Origin of the sequence: Pseudomonas sp. S32 (assembly GCF_016648095.1) — a bacterium.
Taxonomy (GTDB): domain Bacteria; phylum Pseudomonadota; class Gammaproteobacteria; order Pseudomonadales; family Pseudomonadaceae; genus Aquipseudomonas; species Aquipseudomonas parafulva.
Genome location: NZ_JACVVF010000004.1, coordinates 153,322 through 174,866, shown reverse-complemented (window position 1 = coordinate 174,866; position 21,545 = coordinate 153,322). Strand labels below are relative to the sequence as shown.

General features: G+C 62.9%; 20 protein-coding genes. 1 reads left to right on the top strand and 19 read right to left on the bottom strand.

Annotation, left to right across the window (positions count from 1 at the left end; all coding sequences use genetic code 11):
- Positions 1-33: 33 nt before the first annotated feature.
- Genes surE through IAE38_RS03945 form a run of 5 tightly spaced genes read right to left on the bottom strand, consistent with a single transcriptional unit; the run spans position 34 to position 4,322 of the window.
- Positions 34-783, bottom strand: coding sequence for a 5'/3'-nucleotidase SurE (surE, locus tag IAE38_RS03965; RefSeq protein WP_201161741.1), 750 nt, complete (start codon positions 781-783; stop codon positions 34-36).
- Positions 771-1,829: a tRNA pseudouridine(13) synthase TruD gene (gene truD, locus IAE38_RS03960; RefSeq protein WP_201216049.1), complete on the bottom strand. Its 1,059-nt coding sequence runs from the start codon at positions 1,827-1,829 to the stop codon at positions 771-773. The genes surE and truD overlap by 13 nt, the downstream gene beginning before the upstream one ends.
- Positions 1,826-2,299, bottom strand: coding sequence for a 2-C-methyl-D-erythritol 2,4-cyclodiphosphate synthase (gene ispF, locus IAE38_RS03955; protein WP_060481750.1), 474 nt, complete (start codon positions 2,297-2,299; stop codon positions 1,826-1,828). Before ispF ends, truD begins: the two co-directional genes overlap by 4 nt.
- Before the next feature lie 50 nt (positions 2,300-2,349).
- Positions 2,350-3,201: an S-formylglutathione hydrolase gene (gene fghA, locus IAE38_RS03950; protein WP_201161743.1), complete on the bottom strand. Its 852-nt coding sequence runs from the start codon at positions 3,199-3,201 to the stop codon at positions 2,350-2,352.
- Positions 3,202-3,209: 8 nt separating this feature from the next.
- A complete protein-coding gene (locus IAE38_RS03945) occupies positions 3,210-4,322 on the bottom strand; it encodes an S-(hydroxymethyl)glutathione dehydrogenase/class III alcohol dehydrogenase (protein WP_060481752.1) in 1,113 nt (370 codons plus the stop codon).
- Positions 4,323-4,429: 107 nt separating this feature from the next.
- On the opposite strand from IAE38_RS03945, the gene IAE38_RS03940 reads away from it, so the two are divergent.
- Positions 4,430-5,326 (top strand): LysR substrate-binding domain-containing protein, encoded by an 897-nt coding sequence (locus IAE38_RS03940; RefSeq protein ID WP_060481753.1) that lies wholly within the window; start codon positions 4,430-4,432, stop codon positions 5,324-5,326.
- A gap of 163 nt (positions 5,327-5,489) precedes the next feature.
- On the opposite strand, the gene ispD is transcribed toward IAE38_RS03940, so the two are convergent.
- The 14 genes from ispD to IAE38_RS03870 all read right to left on the bottom strand — a co-directional run bounded on the left by ispD (position 5,490) and on the right by IAE38_RS03870 (position 21,531).
- Positions 5,490-6,197, bottom strand: a complete 708-nt coding sequence (gene ispD / locus IAE38_RS03935) for a 2-C-methyl-D-erythritol 4-phosphate cytidylyltransferase (RefSeq protein ID WP_201161744.1) — start codon at positions 6,195-6,197, stop codon at positions 5,490-5,492.
- Positions 6,194-6,475: a cell division protein FtsB gene (ftsB, locus tag IAE38_RS03930; protein WP_028635000.1), complete on the bottom strand. Its 282-nt coding sequence runs from the start codon at positions 6,473-6,475 to the stop codon at positions 6,194-6,196. The genes ispD and ftsB overlap by 4 nt, the downstream gene beginning before the upstream one ends.
- Positions 6,476-6,632: 157 nt before the next feature.
- Positions 6,633-7,922, bottom strand: a complete 1,290-nt coding sequence (eno, locus tag IAE38_RS03925; protein WP_028634999.1) for a phosphopyruvate hydratase — start codon at positions 7,920-7,922, stop codon at positions 6,633-6,635.
- A gap of 152 nt (positions 7,923-8,074) precedes the next feature.
- Positions 8,075-8,920 (bottom strand): 3-deoxy-8-phosphooctulonate synthase, encoded by an 846-nt coding sequence (gene kdsA / locus IAE38_RS03920; protein ID WP_028634998.1) that lies wholly within the window; start codon positions 8,918-8,920, stop codon positions 8,075-8,077.
- A 3-nt stretch (positions 8,921-8,923) separates the two neighbouring features.
- Positions 8,924-10,552, bottom strand: coding sequence for a CTP synthase (locus IAE38_RS03915; protein ID WP_028634997.1), 1,629 nt, complete (start codon positions 10,550-10,552; stop codon positions 8,924-8,926).
- 270 nt (positions 10,553-10,822) lie between these two features.
- Positions 10,823-12,106 (bottom strand): tRNA lysidine(34) synthetase TilS, encoded by a 1,284-nt coding sequence (tilS, locus tag IAE38_RS03910; protein ID WP_201216047.1) that lies wholly within the window; start codon positions 12,104-12,106, stop codon positions 10,823-10,825.
- Between the two features lie 118 nt (positions 12,107-12,224).
- Positions 12,225-13,172, bottom strand: a complete 948-nt coding sequence (locus tag IAE38_RS03905) for an acetyl-CoA carboxylase carboxyltransferase subunit alpha (protein ID WP_201161746.1) — start codon at positions 13,170-13,172, stop codon at positions 12,225-12,227.
- A 105-nt stretch (positions 13,173-13,277) separates the two neighbouring features.
- Positions 13,278-16,802: a DNA polymerase III subunit alpha gene (gene dnaE / locus IAE38_RS03900; RefSeq protein ID WP_201216045.1), complete on the bottom strand. Its 3,525-nt coding sequence runs from the start codon at positions 16,800-16,802 to the stop codon at positions 13,278-13,280.
- Between the two features lie 86 nt (positions 16,803-16,888).
- Entirely contained in the window at positions 16,889-17,512 is a 624-nt protein-coding gene (rnhB, locus tag IAE38_RS03895; RefSeq protein WP_201161748.1) for a ribonuclease HII, read from the bottom strand.
- A 1-nt stretch (position 17,513) separates the two neighbouring features.
- Entirely contained in the window at positions 17,514-18,641 is a 1,128-nt protein-coding gene (gene lpxB, locus IAE38_RS03890) for a lipid-A-disaccharide synthase (RefSeq protein ID WP_201161749.1), read from the bottom strand.
- A 1-nt stretch (position 18,642) separates the two neighbouring features.
- Complete coding sequence (lpxA, locus tag IAE38_RS03885; protein ID WP_028634991.1) at positions 18,643-19,419, bottom strand: acyl-ACP--UDP-N-acetylglucosamine O-acyltransferase; 777 nt, start codon at positions 19,417-19,419, stop codon at positions 18,643-18,645.
- The gene (gene fabZ / locus IAE38_RS03880) at positions 19,416-19,856 is read right to left on the bottom strand and encodes a 3-hydroxyacyl-ACP dehydratase FabZ (RefSeq protein WP_056796416.1); all 441 of its coding nucleotides are present in this window, start codon (positions 19,854-19,856) and stop codon (positions 19,416-19,418) included. The genes lpxA and fabZ overlap by 4 nt, the downstream gene beginning before the upstream one ends.
- Positions 19,857-19,970: 114 nt before the next feature.
- Positions 19,971-21,026, bottom strand: coding sequence for a UDP-3-O-(3-hydroxymyristoyl)glucosamine N-acyltransferase (lpxD, locus tag IAE38_RS03875; protein WP_201216043.1), 1,056 nt, complete (start codon positions 21,024-21,026; stop codon positions 19,971-19,973).
- Between the two features lies 1 nt (position 21,027).
- Positions 21,028-21,531, bottom strand: coding sequence for an OmpH family outer membrane protein (locus IAE38_RS03870; protein WP_028634988.1), 504 nt, complete (start codon positions 21,529-21,531; stop codon positions 21,028-21,030).
- Positions 21,532-21,545 lie beyond the last annotated feature (14 nt).

The following is a 21,545-nucleotide window of genomic DNA, read 5'->3' as shown; positions in this document are numbered from 1 at the left end:
CGATACCGCGACGCAGCATATCGTCCTCGCGCATCAAAGCAGCCCCTCCAGCCAGCCATCGAGCTGCTCGAAGGCATCACTGAAGGTGCGGTCCAACTGCAGCGGCGTTATTGACACATACCCCTGCATGACCGCATGGAAGTCGGTACCCGGGCCGCCATCCTCGGCGTCACCGGCCACGGCTATCCAGTAACCTTCCTTGCCGCGCGGGTTGACCACCTTGGTGGGTGCCGCCGCACGGGCCCTGTGCCCCAAACGGGTCAGCTGGATGCCGCGGATGCGCTCCAGCGGCAGGTTAGGGATGTTGACGTTGAGCACGGTACGCGGTGGCAACACCAGGCGCGACTGTGCCTCTACCAAACGACGGGCGATGTGCGCGGCAGCCGGCAAATTGTCGGGCTGGCGAGACAGCAGCGAGAACGCCAGCGATGTGCCACCCAGGAAACGCCCCTCGAGCGCCGCTGCGACCGTGCCGGAGTACAGCACGTCATCGCCCAGGTTGGCGCCCAGGTTGATGCCTGACACCACCATGTCGGGCGTTTGCGGCAACAGGCCGTTGAGCCCCAGGTGCACACAGTCGGTGGGCGTGCCATTGAGGCTGATGAAGCCATTGGCCAGGGTCACGGGATGCAGCGGGCGGTCCAGCGTCAGCGAACTGCCGGCGCCGCTCTTGTCCTGGTCAGGGGCGATTACCGTGCACTCGGCGTAATCCGCCAGCGCAGCGTGCAGCGCGGCGATGCCGGGTGCAGTAACACCATCGTCGTTCGAAATCAGAATACGCATGGGCTGTCCGTCTGCCCTGCCGGCACCAGATCCACGACTTCGCGCACTACTACGGTGGCGAAGCATCCGGCCGGAAGGACGAATTCCAGTTGCAGGATATCAGGCTCGGGATAATGCCACGTCAGGCCGCCAATAGGGAGCCGCATGATGCGCCGTTCGTGATCCATGCCCGCCTGCGACAACCAGTGGCAGAGTGCTGGCTGACGCGCGGCGATGGCATTTTCCAGGTTTGCGCAGGCGCCAGCAGCGGGTGACGCGCCTTCGCCCCACAACGGGCCGGTGGGGTGCAGGTCGAGCACCGCCAGCCGTGGGTCACTGCATTCGGCCTCACCCGCCGGGAAGAAACTGCGGCTGTCGGTGAAGGCCAGCAAATCGCCGACCTGCGCCTGGTCCCAGTTGCCTTGGGCCACGCGGGCAGCCAGCGCCTGGTTGAACAGGTAGCTGCGCCCGGCCGAGAGCAACCGCGAGCGCACGTTGCGCTGCTCGGGCAGGGCCTTGCGTGCCGCCCACTCGAGGGCATCATGCACATTGCCACCACCGTGGCCAAAGCGCTGGGTACCGAAGTAGTTGGGCACCCCTTGCTGCTTGAGCAGCGCCAAACGCGCATCGATGGCCTGATGATCTGCCTTGAGGGCCGTGAGGCGCAAGGTGAAACCGTTGGCGGAGTGGGCGCCACGCTGCAACTTGCGCTGGTGGCGCGCCTGCTTGAACACGCGCAGGCTGGCATCTTCGGCCCGCGACAGGTCCGGGTCGGCCTTGCCAGGCAAGTGCAGGCTGAACCACTGGCGGGTCAGCGCCTGGCGGTCCTTGAGCCCGGCGTAGCTGATAGCACGCGCTGGCACACCCGCAGCACGGGCCAGGCGGCGAGCCGCCTCCTCGGTGTTGAGGTCGCGCTTTTCCACCCATAGCCACAGGTGTTCGCCCTGCCCGGACAACGGAATATCCAGTACCTCATCCACCTGGAAGTCTTCAGCTACCGCCTTGAGTACGGCGCTGCCCAGGGGTTCGCCCGATGCGCGCGGGCCCAGCAGTTCCTGTTCGGTCATGCTGGCAGCAGCAGGGCAACCGAATGCACGGCGATCCCCTCCTCGCGGCCTGCGAAGCCCAGTTTTTCGGTGGTAGTGGCCTTGACGTTGACCTGATCGAGGCCAACCTGCAGGTCGTCGGCCAGCAGTTGGCGCATGGTGTCGATATGCGGCGCCATCTTGGGCGCCTGGGCGACGATGGTGGCATCCACGTTGCCCACCTTCCAGCCCTTGGCCTGGACCACACTCAGCACATGGCGCAGCAGCACACGGCTGTCCGCGCCCTTGAACTGCGGGTCAGTGTCGGGGAAGTGCTTGCCGATATCGCCCAGGGCCGCAGCACCGAGCAGCGCATCACTCACGGCGTGCAGCAGCACGTCGCCATCAGAGTGGGCCAGAAGGCCGTATTTGTGGGGGATACGCACCCCGCCCAGGGTAATGAAATCACCGTCGCAGAAACGGTGCACATCGTAGCCGTGGCCAATACGCATAGAAAAACGCCCTGAATGAGTCAGGGCGTGATTCTACCTGTATTTGCAGGCTAGCGCCCCAATGCCGCGGCGTGATGGCGCAGGTGGTCCTCGATGAAACTGGCAATGAAGTAATAACTGTGGTCATAGCCAGGTTGCAGGCGCAAGGTCAGGTCGTGACCGCCTTTGCGCGCAGCCTGCTCAAGTGCTTCAGGCTTGAGCTGCTGTTCCAGGAAGTCATCGCGGTCGCCCTGATCCACCAGCAACGGTGGGCACTGCCCGGCCGGGGTTTCGGCCAGCAGCACGCTGGCGTCCCACTCGCGCCAGCGGGCGCGGTCTTCACCCAGGTAGCGGCTGAACGCCTTCTCGCCCCATGGGCAATCCATGGGGTTGCTGATGGGTGAAAACGCCGATACCGCGCGATACCGCCCCGGGTTGCGCAAGGCGCATACCAGCGCGCCGTGCCCGCCCATGGAATGGCCACTGATGCTGCGCTCCCCCGACGCGGGGAAGTGTGCCTCGATCAGCGCGGGCAACTCCTGCACCACATAGTCATGCATGCGGTAGTGCTGGGCCCAGGGTTGCTGGGTAGCATTCAGGTAGAACCCGGCGCCCAGGCCGAAGTCCCAGGCACCGTCGGGGTCGCCCGGTACCTGCTCGCCACGCGGGCTGGTATCGGGCGCCACAATGATCAACCCGAGCTCCGCAGCCAGGCGCTGGGCACCGGCCTTCTGCATGAAGTTCTCGTCGGTGCAGGTCAGGCCGCTGAGCCAGTACAGCACCGGCAGCTTGGCGCCCTGCTCCGCTTGTGGCGGCAGGTACACAGCGAACACCATGTCGCAGCCCAGCACCTTGGAGTGATGCCGGTAACGCTTGTGCCAGCCGCCGAAGCTTTTCTGGCAGGAGATGTTGTCCAGGCTCATGGCAAACCTCAGAAGTGAATGACGCTGCGAATGCTCTTGCCTTCATGCATCAGGTCGAACGCCTTGTTGATGTCTTCCAGGCCCATGGTGTGGGTAATGAAGGTGTCCAGCGGAATCTCGCCGTTCTGCGACATCTCGACGTAGCTCGGCAGCTCACTGCGCCCCCGCACCCCACCGAACGCCGAACCGCGCCATACCCGGCCGGTAACCAGCTGGAACGGACGGGTGGCAATTTCCTGCCCGGCGCCGGCGACGCCGATGATCACCGATTCCCCCCAGCCCTTGTGGCAGCACTCCAGCGCCGCACGCATCAGCTGGACATTACCGATGCACTCGAAGGAGAAGTCCACGCCGCCGTCGGTGAGGTCGACAATGACTTCCTGGATTGGGCGGTCGTACTCCTTCGGGTTGATGCAATCGGTAGCACCCAGCTGGCGAGCGATCTCGAACTTGGCCGGGTTGATGTCGATGGCAATGATGCGCGAGGCCTTGGCCTTGACCGCGCCGATGATCGCCGACAGGCCGATGCCGCCCAGGCCGAAGACCGCGACGGTATCACCCGGCTTGACCTTGGCGGTGTTCAACACCGCGCCGATGCCGGTGGTAACGCCACAGCCCAGCAGGCAGACCTTCTCCAGCGGGGCTTCTTTCTGGATCTTGGCCACGGAGATTTCCGGCAGCACGGTGTACTCGGAGAAGGTCGAGGTGCCCATGTAGTGGAACAGTTGCTGGCCCTTGTACGAAAAACGCGTGGTGCCGTCTGGCATCAGGCCCTTGCCCTGGGTGGCGCGGATGGCCTGGCACAGGTTGGTCTTGCCCGACAGGCAGAACTTGCACTTGCCGCATTCAGGGGTGTACAGCGGGATCACGTGGTCACCAACGGCAACCGAGGTGACGCCCTCGCCTACCGCTTCGACGATTGCGCCACCTTCATGGCCCAGAATCGACGGGAAGATGCCTTCCGGGTCGGCGCCCGACAATGTGTAGGCGTCGGTATGGCAGACGCCGCTGGCGACAACGCGCAGCAGCACTTCCCCGGCCTTGGGCATGGCCACGTCCACTTCGACGATTTCCAACGGTTTCTTGGCTTCGAAGGCTACGGCAGCGCGGGACTTGATCATCAAAGGTCTCCATACAGGTGTTGAACAATGGCCTGCAGTGTAATTCACCTTGATTTGATGAATAATCAGCCCCAGCTCAAAACATTATTGCTGCACAGGGACAATCGATGCTTAACCGTTGGGAAGGCATAGACGAATTCGTCGCAGTGGCCGAGTCTGGCCAGTTCACCGCGGCGGCCGAACGCCTGGGGGTTTCGTCGTCCCACGTGAGCCGCCAGATCGCCCGCCTTGAAGAGCGGGTCCAAACACGCCTGCTGTACCGCAGTACCCGCCGTGTGACGCTGACCGAGGCGGGGCAGACCTTTTTGCAGCATTGCCAGCGCCTGCAAGACGGCCGCGAGGAAGCGCTGCGCGCCATGGGCGACCTGGCCAGCGAGCCCAAAGGGCTGCTGCGCATGACCTGCGCGGTGGCGTATGGCGAACGGTTCATCGTGCCGCTGGTGACGCGTTTCATGGCCCTGTACCCGCAGTTGCGGGTGGACGTGGAGCTGAGCAACCACACCCTCGACCTGGTGCATCACGGCATGGACCTGGCGATAAGGCTGGGCCGCCTGGCCGATTCTCGCCTGGTGGCCACGCGCCTGGCGCCACGGCGCATGTACCTGTGTGCCTCACCCGCCTACCTTGAACGCTACGGCAGGCCACACAGCGTGTCCGAGCTCGCCCGCCACAACTGCCTGATCGGCAGCTCGGACGTGTGGGCGCTGCAGTTGGAAGGGCGCGAGCTCAGCCAACGGGTGCAAGGCAATTGGCGCTGCAACAGCGGGCAGGCAGTGCTGGACGCTGCGCTGCAGGGGATCGGGTTGTGCCAGTTGCCGGATTACTACGTGCTGGAGCACCTGAACACTGGGGCGCTGGTGTCACTGCTGGAGGCACACCAGCCGCCAAATACGGCAGTGTGGGCGCTGTATCCACAGCAACGGCACCTGTCGCCGAAGGTGCGGCGGTTGGTGGATTACCTGAAGCAAGGGTTGACGGGGTTGCCGGAGTATCGTTTCGGCTGAAGGAGTGTGCTGCTTAATACCGGCCTCTTCGCGGGTGAATCGGATCGCCGCACCGCCGCTCCCACAGGTACTTCACGGATTTCAGACCCAGTGGAGACCCTGTGGGAGCGGCGGTGCGGCGATCCGATTTACCCGCGAAGAGGCCGGTACAGGAGAGCGACCATCAGCGCCTACCCGCCCAGCGCTGGCGCAACCATTCCAGGTCTTCGGGGCGCGTGACCTTGATGTTGTCACTGCGCCCTTCGACCAGCCTCGGCGCCTGGCCGGACCACTCGATGGCCGAGGCTTCATCGGTTACTACCACATCAGACACCAGGCACTCGGCCAACGCCCGGTGCAATGCTCCAAGGCGGAACATCTGCGGCGTGTAAGCCTGCCAAATGGTGCTACGGTCCACGGTAGCGCTCACCCGGCCATTGCTGTCGGCACGCTTGAGGGTGTCGCGCGCCGGCACCGCCAGCAGCCCCCCCACCGGGTCGTCTGCCAGTGCCGCCAACAGCTTGTCCAGGTCGCTGCGCGCCAGGTTAGGCCGCGCCGCATCGTGCACCAGCACCCAATCTTCGTCACACGCGCCCTGGGCATGCAGCAGCAACAAAGCATTCAGCACCGACTCCGCACGCTCACGGCCGCCATCCGCGCGCCGTATGCGCGCGTCATTGGCACACGGCAGGCCGGGCCAATAGGGGTCGTCTTCGGCAACACTCACCACCACCCCGCTTAACGTGGGGTGGCCCAGGAAACAGTCGAGGCTGTGCTCAAGAATAGTCTTGCCGGCCAGCTCAAGGTATTGCTTGGGGCGGTCGGCAGCCATGCGGGCACCCACGCCGGCAGCAGGGATCACGGCCCAGAAGGCCGGTAGATGCGCGTTCATTTCTGCGGCAACTGGAAGAGGGTCTCGCCCTCCTTGACCATTCCCAATTCATGACGAGCCCGTTCTTCGACGGTCTCCATGCCCTTCTTCAGTTCCAGCACTTCGGCATCGAGCACGCGGTTACGCTCAAGCAGGCGCTCGTTTTCGGCGTGCTGCTCTTCGATCTGCTGCTTGAGCTCGGCCACCTGCGCCAGGCTGCCATTGCCCACCCACAAGCGGTACTGCAGGCCACCCAGCAGCAAAAGCAGGACCAGGAACAACCAATAAGGACTGCGCATCAAGATATCCAGGTTGAAAGACCCTGTCGGTTCAGGGGCTCAGATAGCACAAAGCCTGGCCGAGGCCAGGCTTCGTAAACAGAAACCCGTGGGCTACAGGCACATTCAGTACGCGTGTGCCTGCAGCGGCGGCTGCTGCCTTTTTACCATCTCTTGCTTAGGCGCGAAACTCGGCACGACCACGGTATACCGCCTTGGCACCCAGTTGCTCTTCGATGCGCAGCAGCTGGTTGTACTTCGAGACGCGGTCGGAGCGGCACAGCGAGCCAGTCTTGATCTGACCTGCAGCGGTACCCACGGCCAGGTCGGCGATGGTGGAGTCTTCGGTTTCGCCGGAGCGGTGCGAGATGACTGCGGTGTAGCCTGCAGCCTTGGCCATCTGGATGGCTTCCAGGGTCTCGGTCAGCGAGCCGATCTGGTTGAACTTGATCAGGATCGAGTTACCGATACCCTTCTCGATACCTTCCTTGAGGATCTTGGTGTTGGTCACGAACAGGTCGTCGCCCACCAACTGCACTTTGCTGCCGATCTTGTCGGTGAGGATCTTCCAGCCCGCCCAGTCCGATTCGTCCAGGCCATCTTCGATGGAGATGATCGGGAAGCGCTCGGTCAGGCCCTTGAGGTACTCGGCAAAGCCTTCGGCGTCGAACGACTTGCCTTCGCCCGACAGGTTGTACTTGCCGTCTTCGTAGAATTCGGAAGCTGCACAGTCCAGGGCCAGGGTCACATCGGTACCCAGCTTGTAGCCGGCTTTTTCGACAGCTTCAGCGATGGCACCCAAGGCATCTTCGTTGGACGCCAGGTTAGGCGCGAAACCACCTTCATCACCCACGGCGGTGTTCAGGCCACGTGCCTTGAGCACGGCCTTGAGGTGGTGGAAGATCTCGGTGCCCATGCGCAGGCCGTCGGAGAAGGTCTTGGCGCCAACCGGCTGGACCATGAACTCCTGGATGTCGACGTTGTTGTCGGCATGCTCGCCGCCGTTGATGATGTTCATCATCGGCACCGGCATGGAGTACTGGCCTGGGGTGCCGTTGAGGTTGGCAATGTGCGCGTACAGCGGCAGGTCCTGGTCCTGGGCGGCAGCCTTGGCGGCAGCCAGCGACACGGCGAGGATGGCGTTGGCGCCCAGCTTGGCCTTGTTCTCGGTGCCGTCGAGTTCGATCATGGCATGGTCCAGGGCCTTCTGGTCGGAAGGGTCCTTGCCCAGCAGCAGCTCGCGAATCGGGCCGTTGATGTTGGCGACAGCCTTCAACACACCTTTACCCAGGTAACGGCTCTTGTCGCCATCACGCAGCTCCAGCGCTTCGCGCGAGCCGGTGGAAGCACCGGACGGCGCACAGGCGCTGCCGATGATGCCGTTGTCGAGCAGTACATCGGCTTCCACGGTGGGGTTGCCACGCGAATCGAGAACTTCACGACCTTTGATGTCGACGATTTTTGCCATTGTTGTAAGCACTCCAGAATTGACGAAAACAACGCAGCTTAGGGAATTCTTGCCGTTCGCCGGGAGGGTTTGCGATGGCAGGCCCGGCGAAGGGAGCCCCTGACCGAATGGTCAGGGGTAGGTCGGGCGCTACTTTACCCGAGAAACGCGCTTTACGCGGTTTCTACCGTCGGAAAACTTTTCACCAGGTCGTCCAGTTGCTTGAGCTGGGCCAGGAATGGCTCCAGCTTGTCCAGGCGCAGGGCACAGGGGCCGTCGCACTTGGCGTTGTCCGGGTCCGGGTGGGCTTCGAGGAACAGGCCCGCCAGGCCCTGGCTCATCCCGGCCTTGGCCAGGTCGGTGACTTGGGCGCGGCGCCCGCCTGCGGAATCGGCGCGGCCACCCGGCATCTGCAGGGCGTGGGTCACGTCGAAGAACACCGGGTACTGGAACTGCTTCATGATGCCGAAGCCGAGCATGTCCACGACCAGGTTGTTGTAGCCGAAGCTCGAACCACGCTCGCAGAGGATCAACTGATCGTTACCGGCTTCTTCGCATTTGGCCAGGATGTGTTTCATTTCCTGAGGCGCGAGGAACTGGGCCTTCTTGATGTTGATCACTGCGCCACTGCGGGCCATGGCCACCACCAGGTCGGTCTGGCGCGACAGGAAGGCAGGCAACTGGATGATGTCGCAAACCTGGGCCACCGGCTCGGCCTGGTAGGGCTCATGCACATCGGTAATCACCGGCACATTGAAAGTGCGCTTGATCTCTTCGAAGATCTTCAGCCCTTCTTCCATGCCAGGCCCACGGTAAGAACTGACCGAGGACCGGTTGGCCTTGTCGAAGCTCGCCTTGAACACATAGGGGATACCGAGCTTGTCGGTAACCCGTACATATTCTTCGCACACTTTCATGGCCAGGTCGCGGGATTCCAGCACGTTCATACCGCCAAACAGCACAAACGGCTTGTCGTTGGCGATCTCGATGTTACCTACGCGGATGATCTTCTGGGTCATGGGTCAGGCCTTGTTCTTCTGGGCGAGGGCCGCCTTTACGAAGCCACTGAACAGCGGGTGGCCGTCACGCGGGGTGGAGGTGAATTCCGGGTGGAACTGGCAGGCAACGAACCATGGGTGATCCTTGGATTCAACCACTTCCACCAGTGCACCGTCTTCGGAACGGCCGGATACCACCAGGCCAGCATCGACCAGTTGCGGCAGCAGGTTGTTGTTCACTTCATAGCGGTGGCGGTGACGCTCGGTGATCACGTCCTTGCCGTAGCAGTCGTGCACGTTGGAGCCGGCTGCCAGTTGGCAGTCCTGTGCACCCAGGCGCATGGTGCCGCCCAGGTCGGACGCTTCGCTGCGGGTTTCGACCGCGCCGGTGGCATCAGCCCACTCGGTGATCAGGCCCACGACCGGGTGGCCGCTGTTGCGGTCGAACTCGGTGGAGTTGGCGTCTTTCCAGCCCATCACATTACGGGCGAACTCGATCACGGCCACCTGCATGCCCAGGCAGATGCCCAGGTACGGTACCTTGTTCTCACGGGCGTACTGCACCGCGGTGATCTTGCCTTCCACGCCGCGCAGGCCGAAACCGCCCGGCACCAGGATGGCATCGGCGCCTTCGAGCAGGCTGGTGCCCTGGTTCTCGATGTCCTCGGAGTCGATGTAGCGCAGGTTGACCTTGGTGCGGTTGGTGATGCCGGCGTGGCTCATCGCTTCGATCAGCGACTTGTACGCATCCAGCAGCTCCATGTACTTGCCGACCATGGCGATGGTGACTTCATGCTCAGGGTTGAGCTTGGCGTCCACCACCTTGTCCCACTCGGACAGGTCGGCACCGTTGCACTGCAGGCCGAAACGCTCGACGACGAAATCGTCCAGGCCCTGGGCATGCAGCACGCCTGGGATCTTGTAGATGGTGTCGACGTCTTCCAGCGAGATGACCGCACGCTCTTCAACGTTGGTGAACAGGGCGATCTTGCGGCGCGACGAGGCATCGACCGGGTGGTCGGAGCGGCAGATCAGTACATCGGGCTGCAGGCCGATGGAGCGCAGTTCCTTCACCGAGTGCTGGGTCGGTTTGGTCTTGGTCTCGCCCGCGGTGGCGATGTACGGCACCAGGGTAAGGTGCATCAGCATGGCGCGCTTGGAGCCGACTTCGACGCGCAGCTGGCGGATGGCCTCAAGGAACGGTTGCGACTCGATGTCGCCCACGGTACCGCCGATTTCCACCAGGGCCACATCGGCATCGCCGGCACCCTTGATGATGCGACGCTTGATTTCGTCGGTAATGTGCGGAATGACCTGGATGGTGGCACCCAGGTAGTCACCACGGCGCTCCTTGCGCAGCACGTGCTCGTAGATACGGCCCGTGGTGAAGTTGTTGTTCTGGGTCATGGTCGTGCGGATGAACCGCTCGTAGTGGCCCAGGTCCAGGTCGGTTTCGGCGCCGTCCTGGGTGACGAATACTTCACCGTGCTGGAACGGGCTCATGGTGCCTGGGTCGACGTTGATGTACGGATCCAGCTTGAGCATGGTGACCTTCAGGCCCCGCGCTTCCAGGATGGCCGCCAGGGAAGCCGAGGCAATGCCTTTCCCCAATGAAGAAACAACACCGCCCGTGACGAATATGTAGCGCGTCATGAAAAACCCTAGAAGTCTGCGTTAAGGCGGCCAGCGCCGCCGGAGAAAGCGAAGGAAGGCCGAAGCCTCCGATCACCTGCGTCAATCACAGTGCATCTCGAAAAACTGCCGCGTCTGTACAGACCAGGGGTATCCCCGGCATGGAGCTCGCTCGTCATTTCTCAGAATCAGCCCAGCAAAAAACTGCTTGGTAATCGGCAACCCCTGTGTTTTCGCGGAACCCACAGAAGCTGTATCAAGAAGGGAGGGTAGTCTACCCGAATGTACCCATCAGCTCAAACCTTGCGCGCTGCTCGGCAGTACCCAGTGCAGCCGGCAATCGCCCCGCCCCAGGCCTGGCAGGTTGGCGACCGCCAGCAGCTGCTCGCCCTGGTACAGCAACGGCAGGCGTGCGCGCAGGAAGTGCGGCACTTGCAGCTCGTTGAGCAGGCGCTTGAGGTCACGCCGCCCCCGCCCGGGCACGTCCAGCACTTCGCCACCTTGGCGGTAGGCAATGCGCAGGCCTGCCAGCGCAGCTGCGCCAACAAGTCGCACGCAGCCGTTACCAGTCAACGCCAGAGGCGCCCCGGCATCGGCCCAGTTCAGGCCGTCTGCAGGCTGTCGCAACCAATCACCACTCAGCCACCAGATACGCCCTTGACTGCGCAGCACCTGCCCATCGGCAAGCCGCCACACGGGCTGGGCATCGGCTGCTGCGTCGCGCAAATCTGCCCACCCGGCCCAATGACGTGTATCGGGCAGTCGGGTACGGCTGCTGAGCCAGTATTCCAAGGCGTTACGCTGCCGCGCGGGCGACAGCGCCCCCAGGCTGGCCAGCGCCAGCGAGTCCAGCCCTGGCCAGGTGCCCGGTGCGCCTTGCGCGGCCAATGCCAGGTCGGCCCGGGCCAGCTCTTCGAGCAAGCCCAAGGCTTCGCCCAGGTGCTCGGCGGCGCGGGCGAGACTCTGGCCGGCCTGGGGCCAGCGCCGCTCAAGCACCGGTACCACTTCAGCACGCAGGTAGTTGCGAGCGTACTGGAGATCGCTGTTGGAAGGATCTTCAACCCAGGCCAGGCCATGCGCCTGGGCATAGCCTTGCAGCTGTTCCCGGGGGCAGCCCAGCAGCGGCCTGACCAGCGCCCCCTGCCCCAGCGCGCGCTGTTTGGGCATGGCCGCCAGCCCCCGCAGGCCTGCGCCGCGCAACAGCCGAAACAGCACGGTCTCGGCCTGGTCATCCAGGTGCTGCCCGGTGAACAGGATGTCACCCTGCCCCATAAGCGATTCAAAGGCAGCGTAACGGGCATCGCGGGCGGCTTGTTCCAGGCTGGCGCCGCGCACGACGTCGACGTGAATAACGCGCAGTTCTACACCGAGGTGGTCGCAGATGCGCTGGCAATGGGCAGGCCAGGCATCGGCAGCAGCCTGCAGGCCATGATGAACGTGAACGGCGCACAACGGTGGGCACGAATGGTGACGGGCGTAAGCCGCCAGGCAGTGCAGAAGGACGGTGGAATCCAGACCACCCGAGAAGGCGATGTACCAGCGAGGGGCGGTTACCCAGGGGGTTGGGTCGATCATCAGGGCCTCTGAAACCATTCGCGGGTGAACCCGCCCCTACAGGCAATACCTGTCTGTAGAGGCGGGTTCACCCGCGATAACCGGCAACGCCGGTGCCATTACCTGACAGCCGGAAAAATCAGACGCCGTAGCTCATCAAGCGGTCATAGCGACGCGCCAGCAGCGCGTCGTGGTCGAGCTTACCCAGCATGTCTAACTGCTGTACCAGGTCGGCACGGATGCTTTCAGACATGGCAGCCGGGTCGCGGTGGGCGCCGCCCAGCGGCTCGTCGATGACCTTGTCGACGATGTTCAGGCTTTTCAGGCGCTCGGCGGTGATGCCCATGGCCTCCGCCGCGTCAGCCGCTTTGTCAGCGGTCTTCCACAGAATGGAGGCGCAGCCTTCAGGCGAGATCACCGAATAGGTGGAGTACTGCAGCATGTTCAGCTGGTCGCACACACCAATGGCCAGCGCGCCGCCGGAACCACCCTCACCGATCACGGTGGCGATGATCGGGGTTTTCAGGCGGGCCATCACGCGCAGGTTCCAGGCGATGGCTTCGCTCTGGTTGCGCTCTTCGGCGTCGATGCCCGGGTAGGCACCCGGGGTATCGATGAAGGTCAGGATCGGCATGCGGAAGCGCTCGGCCATTTCCATCAGGCGGCAGGCCTTGCGGTAGCCCTCGGGGCGTGGCATGCCGAAGTTGCGGCGCACCTTCTCGCGCACTTCGCGGCCTTTCTGATGGCCGATGACCATCACGGGTTTGCCGTCCAGGCGCGCAGTACCGCCAACGATGGCAGCATCGTCGGAGAAATGGCGGTCGCCGTGCAGTTCTTCGAACTCGGTGAAGATGTGTTCCAGGTAGTCCAGGGTGTAGGGACGACGTGGGTGACGGGCCAGGCGAGCGATCTGCCAGCTGGTGAGGTTGCCGAAGATGCTTTCGGTCAGGGTATTGCTCTTGTCTTGCAGACGGGCAATTTCATCGCTGATATTCAGCGAATTGTCGTTGCCTACCAGGCGCAGGCCTTCGATCTTGGCTTGCAGGTCGGCAATCGGCTGTTCGAAATCGAGGAAATTCGGGTTCATAGTCATCCGTCTTGGGTCTACGGCCAGGCGGCCGGCCGGTTGATCCGTTTGGCGCCATACCTTAAGGGATCAGGCGCATTCAGGTCGAGATTAAATTTGGTCGGTTCAACGATATTGCAGAAAGACGTTCTCACGCCCGAACTGGTCACGCAGTGTCTGAATCAGCCCATCGGCCGGGTCGATTGCCCACTGCTCGCCAAACTGCAGCATGGCCTTGGCGTCACTGCCGGTGTACTCCAGGGTGATCGGGCAGGCACCCCGGTGGCGGGTGATCAGCTCGCCCAGCCATTTCAGCCGGTCGCCCTTGAGCGCCTCGTGCGCCACTTTCAGGCGCAGGCTCTCGGCCAGTTTGGTACGGGCGTCTTCCAGGGTCATGACCTGCTTCACCCGCAGGCGCAAGCCGCCCGAGAAGTCATCGTTGCTGACCTCCCCTTCCACCACCACCATGGCGTCGGTCTGCAGCAGGGACTGGGCGGTGATGTAGGCATCGGCAAACAGGGATGCCTCGATGCGCCCGGAACGGTCATCCAGGGTCACGAAGCCCATCTTGTCGCCCTTCTTGTTCTTCATCACCCGCAGGGCAATGATCATGCCCGCGATGGTCTGGGTATCGCGCGAAGGCTTGAGGTCAATGATGCGCTGGCGCGCAAAACGACGGATCTCGGCTTCATACTCGTCGATCGGGTGGCCGGTCAGGTACAGCCCAAGGGTGTCCTTCTCGCCTTTGAGCCGCTCCTTGAGTGTGAGGGGCCGCGCCTTGCGGTGGTTGGCATAGACGTCGGCATCCACCGCATCGAACATGCCACCGAACAGGTCGATGTGACCACTGTCTGCCGTGCGGGCAGTTTGCTCGGCGGCTTTGATCGCTTCGCCCAGCGCCCCCAGCAGGATTGCCCGGTTGATGTCGATGTGGGCGTGGTAGGCCTTGATCTCATCGTGGAAGTGCGGGCCAAGCCGGTCGAGGGCGCCACTGCGCACCAGGGCATCGAGGGTGCGCTTGTTGACGCGCTTGAGGTCGATGCGCTCGCAGAAATCGAACAGGTCCTTGAACGGGCCACCTTCGGCACGTGCCTCGACGATTGCCTCCACCGGCCCTTCGCCCACCCCCTTGATCGCACCCAGGCCATAAACGATGCGCCCATCATTGTTGACGGTGAACTTGAAGTCGGAGAAGTTCACGTCCGGGGCGTCCAGACGCAGCTTCATGCTGCGCACTTCCTCCACCAGCACCACCACCTTGTCGGTGTTGTGCATGTCCGCAGACAATACCGCGGCCATGAACGCAGCCGGGTGGTGGGTTTTCAGCCAGGCAGTCTGGTAAGACACCAGCCCGTAGGCGGCGGAGTGAGACTTGTTGAAGCCGTAACCGGCAAATTTCTCTACCAGGTCGAAGATGTTACCCGCAAGCTCGCCATCAATGCCGTTATTGGCACACCCCTCGATGAACCCGCCGCGCTGCTTGGCCATTTCCTCGGGTTTTTTCTTACCCATCGCCCGGCGCAGCATGTCAGCGCCGCCCAGGGTATAGCCAGCCATCACCTGGGCGATCTGCATCACCTGCTCTTGATACAGGATAATGCCATAGGTGGGCGCCAGCACCGGCTGCAGGCCATCGTACTGGTAGTCAGGGTGCGGGTAGGCCAGCTCGGCACGGCCGTGCTTACGGTTGATGAAGTCATCCACCATGCCCGATTGCAGCGGGCCCGGGCGGAACAGCGCCACCAGTGCGATGAGGTCTTCCAGGCAGTCGGGCTTGAGCTTCTTGATCAGCTCCTTCATGCCCCGGGACTCAAGCTGGAACACCGCCGTGGTTTCGGCTTTTTGCAGCAGCTCGTAGGTCTTGCGGTCATCCAGCGGGATGAAGTCGATGTTCAGATCCGGCAGGTTTTTCTTGGCCTGCTCGCGGTTGATGATCTCCATCGCCCACTTGATGATGGTCAGCGTACGCAGGCCGAGGAAGTCGAACTTCACCAGGCCGGCCGCCTCGACGTCGTCCTTGTCGAACTGGGTGACCAGGCCGCCGCCTTCTTCATCACAGGCGATGGGCGAGAAGTCGGTGAGCTTGGTCGGCGCGATCACCACGCCCCCGGCGTGCTTGCCGGTACCGCGGGTGACGCCTTCGAGCTTCAGCGCCATGTCCCAGATTTCGCGGGCGTCTTCGTCCCCCTTGAGGAAATCGCGCAGGATCTCTTCCTGCTCGTAAGCCTTTTCCAGGGTCATGCCCACTTCGAACGGGATCATCTTCGACAGGCGGTCGGCCAGGCCATAAGACTTGCCCTGCACCCGCGCCACATCCCGCACCACGGCCTTGGCCGCCATGGTGCCGAAGGTGATGATCTGGCTGACCGCGTTGCGGCCATAGGCTTCGGCCACATAGTCGATCACCCGGTCGCGGCCGTCCATGCAGAAGTCGACGTCGAAGTCGGGCATGGAGATACGTTCAGGGTTGAGGAAGCGCTCGAACAGCAGGTCGTAGGCCAGCGGGTCCAGGTCGGTGATCTTCAGTACGTAGGCCACCAGCGAACCCGCACCCGAACCCCGGCCGGGGCCCACAGGCACGCCGTTGTTCTTGGCCCACTTGATGAAGTCCATCACGATCAGGAAGTAACCGGGGAAGCCCATCTGGATGATGATATCCAGCTCGAACTTCAGGCGGTCCAGGTAGACCTGGCGCTTTTCTTCGTAATCCGGCGTGGTGTCCTTCGGCCACAACACTGCCAGGCGCTCTTCGAGGCCCTCGTGGGACACATGGCGCAGGTAATCGTCGATACCCATGCCGTTGGGCGTCGGGAAGTCCGGCAGGAAATACTTGCCCAGTTGCACCTGAATATTGCAGCGCTTGGCGATTTCCACGGTGTTCGCGATGGCGTCCGGCAGGTCGCTGAACAGCGCCGCCATTTCGTCGGCCGACTTCAGGTACTGCTGGTCGCTGTACAGCCGAGGGCGACGCGGGTCGTCCAGGGTCCAGCCTTCACCGATACACACCCGGGTTTCGTGGGCATCGAAGTCGGACTGCTTGATGAACCTCACATCGTTGGTGGCAACCAGCGGTGCGCCCAGCCGGTCGGCAAGGGCCACGGCAGCATGCACGTACTCTTCGTCGCGAGGCCGGTTGGTACGCTGCAGCTCAACGTAGAACCGGTCGGGGAACATCCCCATCCAGTCCTGCAGCAGGGCCTGGGCCTCATCGAGCCTACCGGCCAGCAGCGCCATGCCGATGTCGCCCTCACGGCCGGCAGACAGGGCAATCAGCCCTTCGCTGGCGGAGGCGATCCATTCCCGCTGCAGAATCACCAGGCCATTGCGCTGCCCGTCGGTCCAGCCACGGGAAATCAGCTCGGTGAGGTTGCGGTAACCCTGAGGGTTCATGGCCAGAAAACAGATACGCGACAGCGGCGCTTCGGGGTCTGCACCGGCCAGCCACAGGTCGGCCCCGCAGATGGGCTTGATGCCTGCGCCCATGGCGGTTTTGTAGAACTTGACCAGCGAGCACATGTTGCTCTGGTCGGTAATGGCCACTGCCGGCATGTTCATCCCGGCCAGCGCCTTGGCCAGCGGTTTGATCCGCACCAGGCCGTCTACCAGCGAGAATTCGGAGTGGACGCGCAGGTGAACGAAGGGAACCGACATGGAAGATCCTGTAGCAGTGCTGAACGACAAGGGCGCAATTGTAGCGTAGTTGCGAAGGGATGTTGGGCCGCGCGGCTGGCCCCTGATCAGATCAGCGAATCGACCACGCCGTCACGCGCTTCCCAGGCCGCACGCACGGGGGCAAACGAGCGACGATGAATGGGCGTAGGCCCCAGGCGCGCGAGCGCTTCGAGGTGCACAGGCGTCGGGTAGCCCTTGTGCCCACCCATGCCGTAGCCCGGATAAATGAGCTCGAAGGCAGCCATCTCCCGGTCGCGGCTTACCTTGGCCAGGATTGAGGCGGCGGCAATGGCCGGCACCTTGGCATCCCCCTGCACAACGGGTGCGCAGGGTACAGCCAGGCGTGGGCAGCGGTTGCCGTCGATCAAGGCCATAGTCGGGGTGATGTGCAACCCCTCCACTGCACGCTGCATGGCCAGCATGGTGGCGTGCAGAATGTTCAGGCGGTCGATTTCCTCGACTTCGGCGCGGGCAATGCAAAAGCTCAGGGCTTTTTCGCAGATTTCGTCGAACAGCGCCTCTCGGCGGGCTTCAGTCAGCTTTTTCGAGTCGTTAAGGCCCAGGATCGGGCGCAGTGGATCAAGGATCACTGCCGCCGTGACCACTGCACCGCACAACGGGCCACGGCCCACTTCATCGACACCGGCAACCAGGTCTTCGACCAGGTTGAAGTCCAGCCCTATCTGCATCTCAACGCCTCTCCAGCAAAGCCAGCACCGCGTCGGCGGCCTGATTGGAGGCGTCGCGACGCAGGGTGCGGTGAATTTCGTCGAAGCGCTCGGTCTGCAGGCTGCCATCGCGCACCAGTGGCGCCAGCGTGGCGGCCAGCGCTTCGCTGGTGGCTGCGTCCTGCAGCAACTCAGGCACCAGCTCACGCTGGGCCAGCAGGTTGGGCAACGACACGTAGGGGCTTTTCACCAGGCGCTTGAGTATCCAGTAGGTCAGCGGCGCAAGGCGATAAGCCACCACCATGGGACGCTTGAACAGCAATGCCTCCAGGGTAGCGGTGCCCGAAGCGATCAACACCGCGTCACAGGCCGCCAGGGCCTGGTGCGACTGACCGTCAAGCAGCGTCAACGCAAGCTCGCGGCCGCTCAGCATCTGCTCGACCTGGGCGCGGCGGCTAGCATTGGCGCAAGGCAGCACAAAGCGTACCCCCGGCACCCGCTCGCTCAGGCGCTGGGCTGCATCCAGGAACAACGCCCCCAAGCGCCCCACTTCTCCGCCACGGCTGCCTGGCATCAGCGCAACCACCGGCCCGTCACCCAAGCCGAGGGCGGCACGGGCAGCAGCGCGGTCGCACTCCAAAGGAATGGTGTCGGCCAGCGGGTGGCCGACGAACCGTACCGGTACGCCCTGCTCTTCATAGAAGCGCGCCTCGAAGGGCAGCAGCGTAAGCATCAGGTCGCAGCCCTGGCGAATCTTCAGTACGCGCTTCTGCCGCCAGGCCCACACGGACGGGCTCACATAGTGCACGGTCTTGATACCGGCCTGGCGCAGCTTGAGTTCGATCGTCAGGTTGAAATCAGGGGCGTCGATGCCGATAAACGCATCCGGCTTCTGCTCGATCAGGGTCTGGATCAGCAGCTTGCGGCGCTTGAGCAGCTCGCGCAGACGGCCCAGCACTTCCACCAGCCCCATCACCGCAAGGCGCTCCATGGGGAAGTAGGACTGCAGGCCCTCGGCTTCCATGAGCGGGCCACCGACGCCGATGAAGCGCACATCGGGGTGACGCGCCTTGAGTGCGCGCATCAAGCCCGAGCCAAGAATGTCGCCGCTGGCCTCACCCGCGACCAAGGCTATACAAAGCTGGGCCATATCAGCGGGTGATGCCGCGGGCGGAGCTCACGATCGACTGACGGAACAGTTCGACCTCAGGGTACTGCGCAGCCGGTGCCTGCAACTCGCGCAGGGCATCTTCGACAGTCAGGCCCTGGCGGTAGACGATCTTGTAGCAGCGGCGCAGCACGTGGATCACCTCGTCGCTGAAACCGCGACGGCGCATGCCCTCGAAGTTCATGCTACGGGCTTCAGCCGGGCTGCCGAACACCGTGACGAAAGCCGGCACATCTTTGCCAATGGCGGTGCCCATGCCGGAAAACGCGTGGGCCCCGATGTGGCAATACTGGTGCACCAGTGTGAAACCGGACAGGATCGCCCAGTCACCCACGTGCACATGGCCTGCCAGCGCCGTGTTGTTGACCAGAATGCAGTGGCTGCCGATGACGCTGTCATGGCCGATGTGGGCATAGGCCATGATCAGGTTGTGGTCGCCCACGGTGGTTTCGGCGCGGTCCTGCACGGTGCCGCGGTGAATGGTCACACCCTCGCGGATCACGTTGTGGTCGCCAATCACCAGGCGGGTCGGCTCGCCCTTGTACTTCAGGTCCGGGGTGTCTTCGCCGATCGACGAAAACTGAAAGATACGGTTGTGCTTGCCGATGCGGGTCGGGCCTTTGAGCACAACATGCGGGCCGATGACCGTGCCCTCCCCGATTTCGACATCGGGGCCAACGATCGACCAGGGGCCGACCTCGACGCCATCGGCCAGCCTGGCCGATGGATCGATAATGGCCCGAGGATCAATCAAATTCATAGGGAGCGTTCCGCGCAGGTGATCTGTGCCGAGCATACAGGCTTGCCGTCCACCAGGGCACGGCATTCGAACTTCCAGATCATGCTTTTGCGGCTGAGGAACTTCGCCTCCAGCACCAGTTGGTCACCCGGTAGCACCGGTTGGCGGAAGCGCAGTTTGTCGGAGCCGACGAAGTAATACAGTGTGCCGTCGGCCGGCTTGGCATCCAGCATCTTGAAACCCAGGATACCGGCCGCCTGGGCCATGGCTTCGATGATCAGAACGCCCGGCATGATGGGGTGCGCCGGAAAATGGCCGTTGAAGAACGGCTCGTTGATGCTGACATTCTTGTAGGCACGAATGCTCTGGGCCTCGTAGTCCAGATCCGTCACGCGGTCCACCAGCAGGAACGGGTAACGGTGAGGCAGGTATTCGCGAATCTCGTTGATGTCCATCATTTCGGGGGGGAAGCCTGTAATAAGAATAGGGAGCGCAGGTGCTGACCACACGCTCCTTTTGCAATCCAAAGAGGAGCCAGCTAGCGACTGTTCACTCTTGCTCAGAAAATGGTATCAGCCTTCTGATGTCGGCTGGCCACCTGAGGTCACGGTATCGACGCGTTTTTCCAGCTGCTGGAGGCGCTTGGCCATGTCGTCCAGGTGGCGGATACGCGCGGCGCTCTTGCGCCAGTCAGCCAGTGGCTGCATGGCAGTGCCGGATGAATAGGCACCCGGCTCGGTGATGGAGCGGGTGACCATGGTCATGCCAGACACAAAAACGTTATCACAGACATCAATATGGCCAACCATGCCAACGCCCCCGGCAATGGTGCAGTGCTTGCCGATGCGCGTGCTGCCGGAAATACCCACACAGGCAGCCATGGCCGTGTGCTCACCAATCTGCACGTTGTGGGCAATCTGGATCTGGTTGTCCAGCTTGACCCCATCGGCAATGACCGTGTCGGACAGCGCGCCACGGTCGACAGCCGTATTGACGCCGATTTCAACGTCATCGCCGATGCTGACGCCGCCGATCTGGGCGATCTTGCGCCATACACCTTTTTCGTTGGCAAAGCCGAAGCCTTCACCGCCGATCACCGCACCCGACTGGATAACCACCCGTTTGCCGATGGTGACGTCGTGGTACAACGTGACCCGCGGGGCCAGCCAACCGCCCTCGCCGATGACGCAACGAGCACCGACCACGCAATGGGCACCAATGGTGACATTGGCGCCGATGCACGCCCCGCTTTCAACGACTGCAAAGGGCCCGATACAGGCACTGGCATCCACCTGAGCATCCCCGGCCACCACGGCGCTGGGATGAACACCCGCCACAGCCTTGGGTTTTGGGTCGAACAGGTGGGAAATACGTGCGTACGCCAGGTACGGGTCCGCCACGATCAGCGCGTGGCCGGCAAAGCCTTCTGCATCCGCTGCCTTGAGCAGCACGGCAGCCGCCTGGCAGTTGTCCAGGTACTTGCGGTACTGCGGGTTGGCGAGAAAGCTCAGCTGGCCGGGGCCTGCTTCCTGCAAAGTGGCCAGGCCGGTGATGTTCAGGTCACCGGGGCCCTTCAGGGTGGCCCCAAGGGCCTCGGCCAACTGGCCAAGCGTCATGGTCAGGGTCATATCAACGGGCTTGGTTCATGCGCTCGATAACCTGGCGGGTGATGTCGTACTGAGGTTTGACATCGATGACCGCGCCGCGCTCGAGCACCAGGTCAAAGCCACCTTTCTTGATGACTTCTTCCACCGCGCCGTCCAGCTTGGGCTTGAGCTGCTTGAGCATGTCACGGTCGGCCACGGCCTTGGCTTCATTGAGTTCCTTGGACTGGAACTGGAAGTCACGGGCTTTCTGCTTGAATTCAAGCTCCAGGCGCTCACGCTCAGGCTGCTGCATCTTGTCGCCGCCCTTGATCAGGCGATCCTGGATGCCCTTGGCGCTGCTTTCCAGGCTCTTGAGCTTGGTCAGCTGCGGGCCGAATTTTTTCTCGGCATCCACGGCGTACTTCTTGGCAGCGTCCGATTCCAGCAGGGCCATCTGATAGTTCAGAACGGCAACCTTCATTTCGGCGAAAGCCGGGGTGGCGACCAGCGCCGCGGCCACTACGGCCATTTGGGTCAACTTGCGCACGATGAACTCCTGGA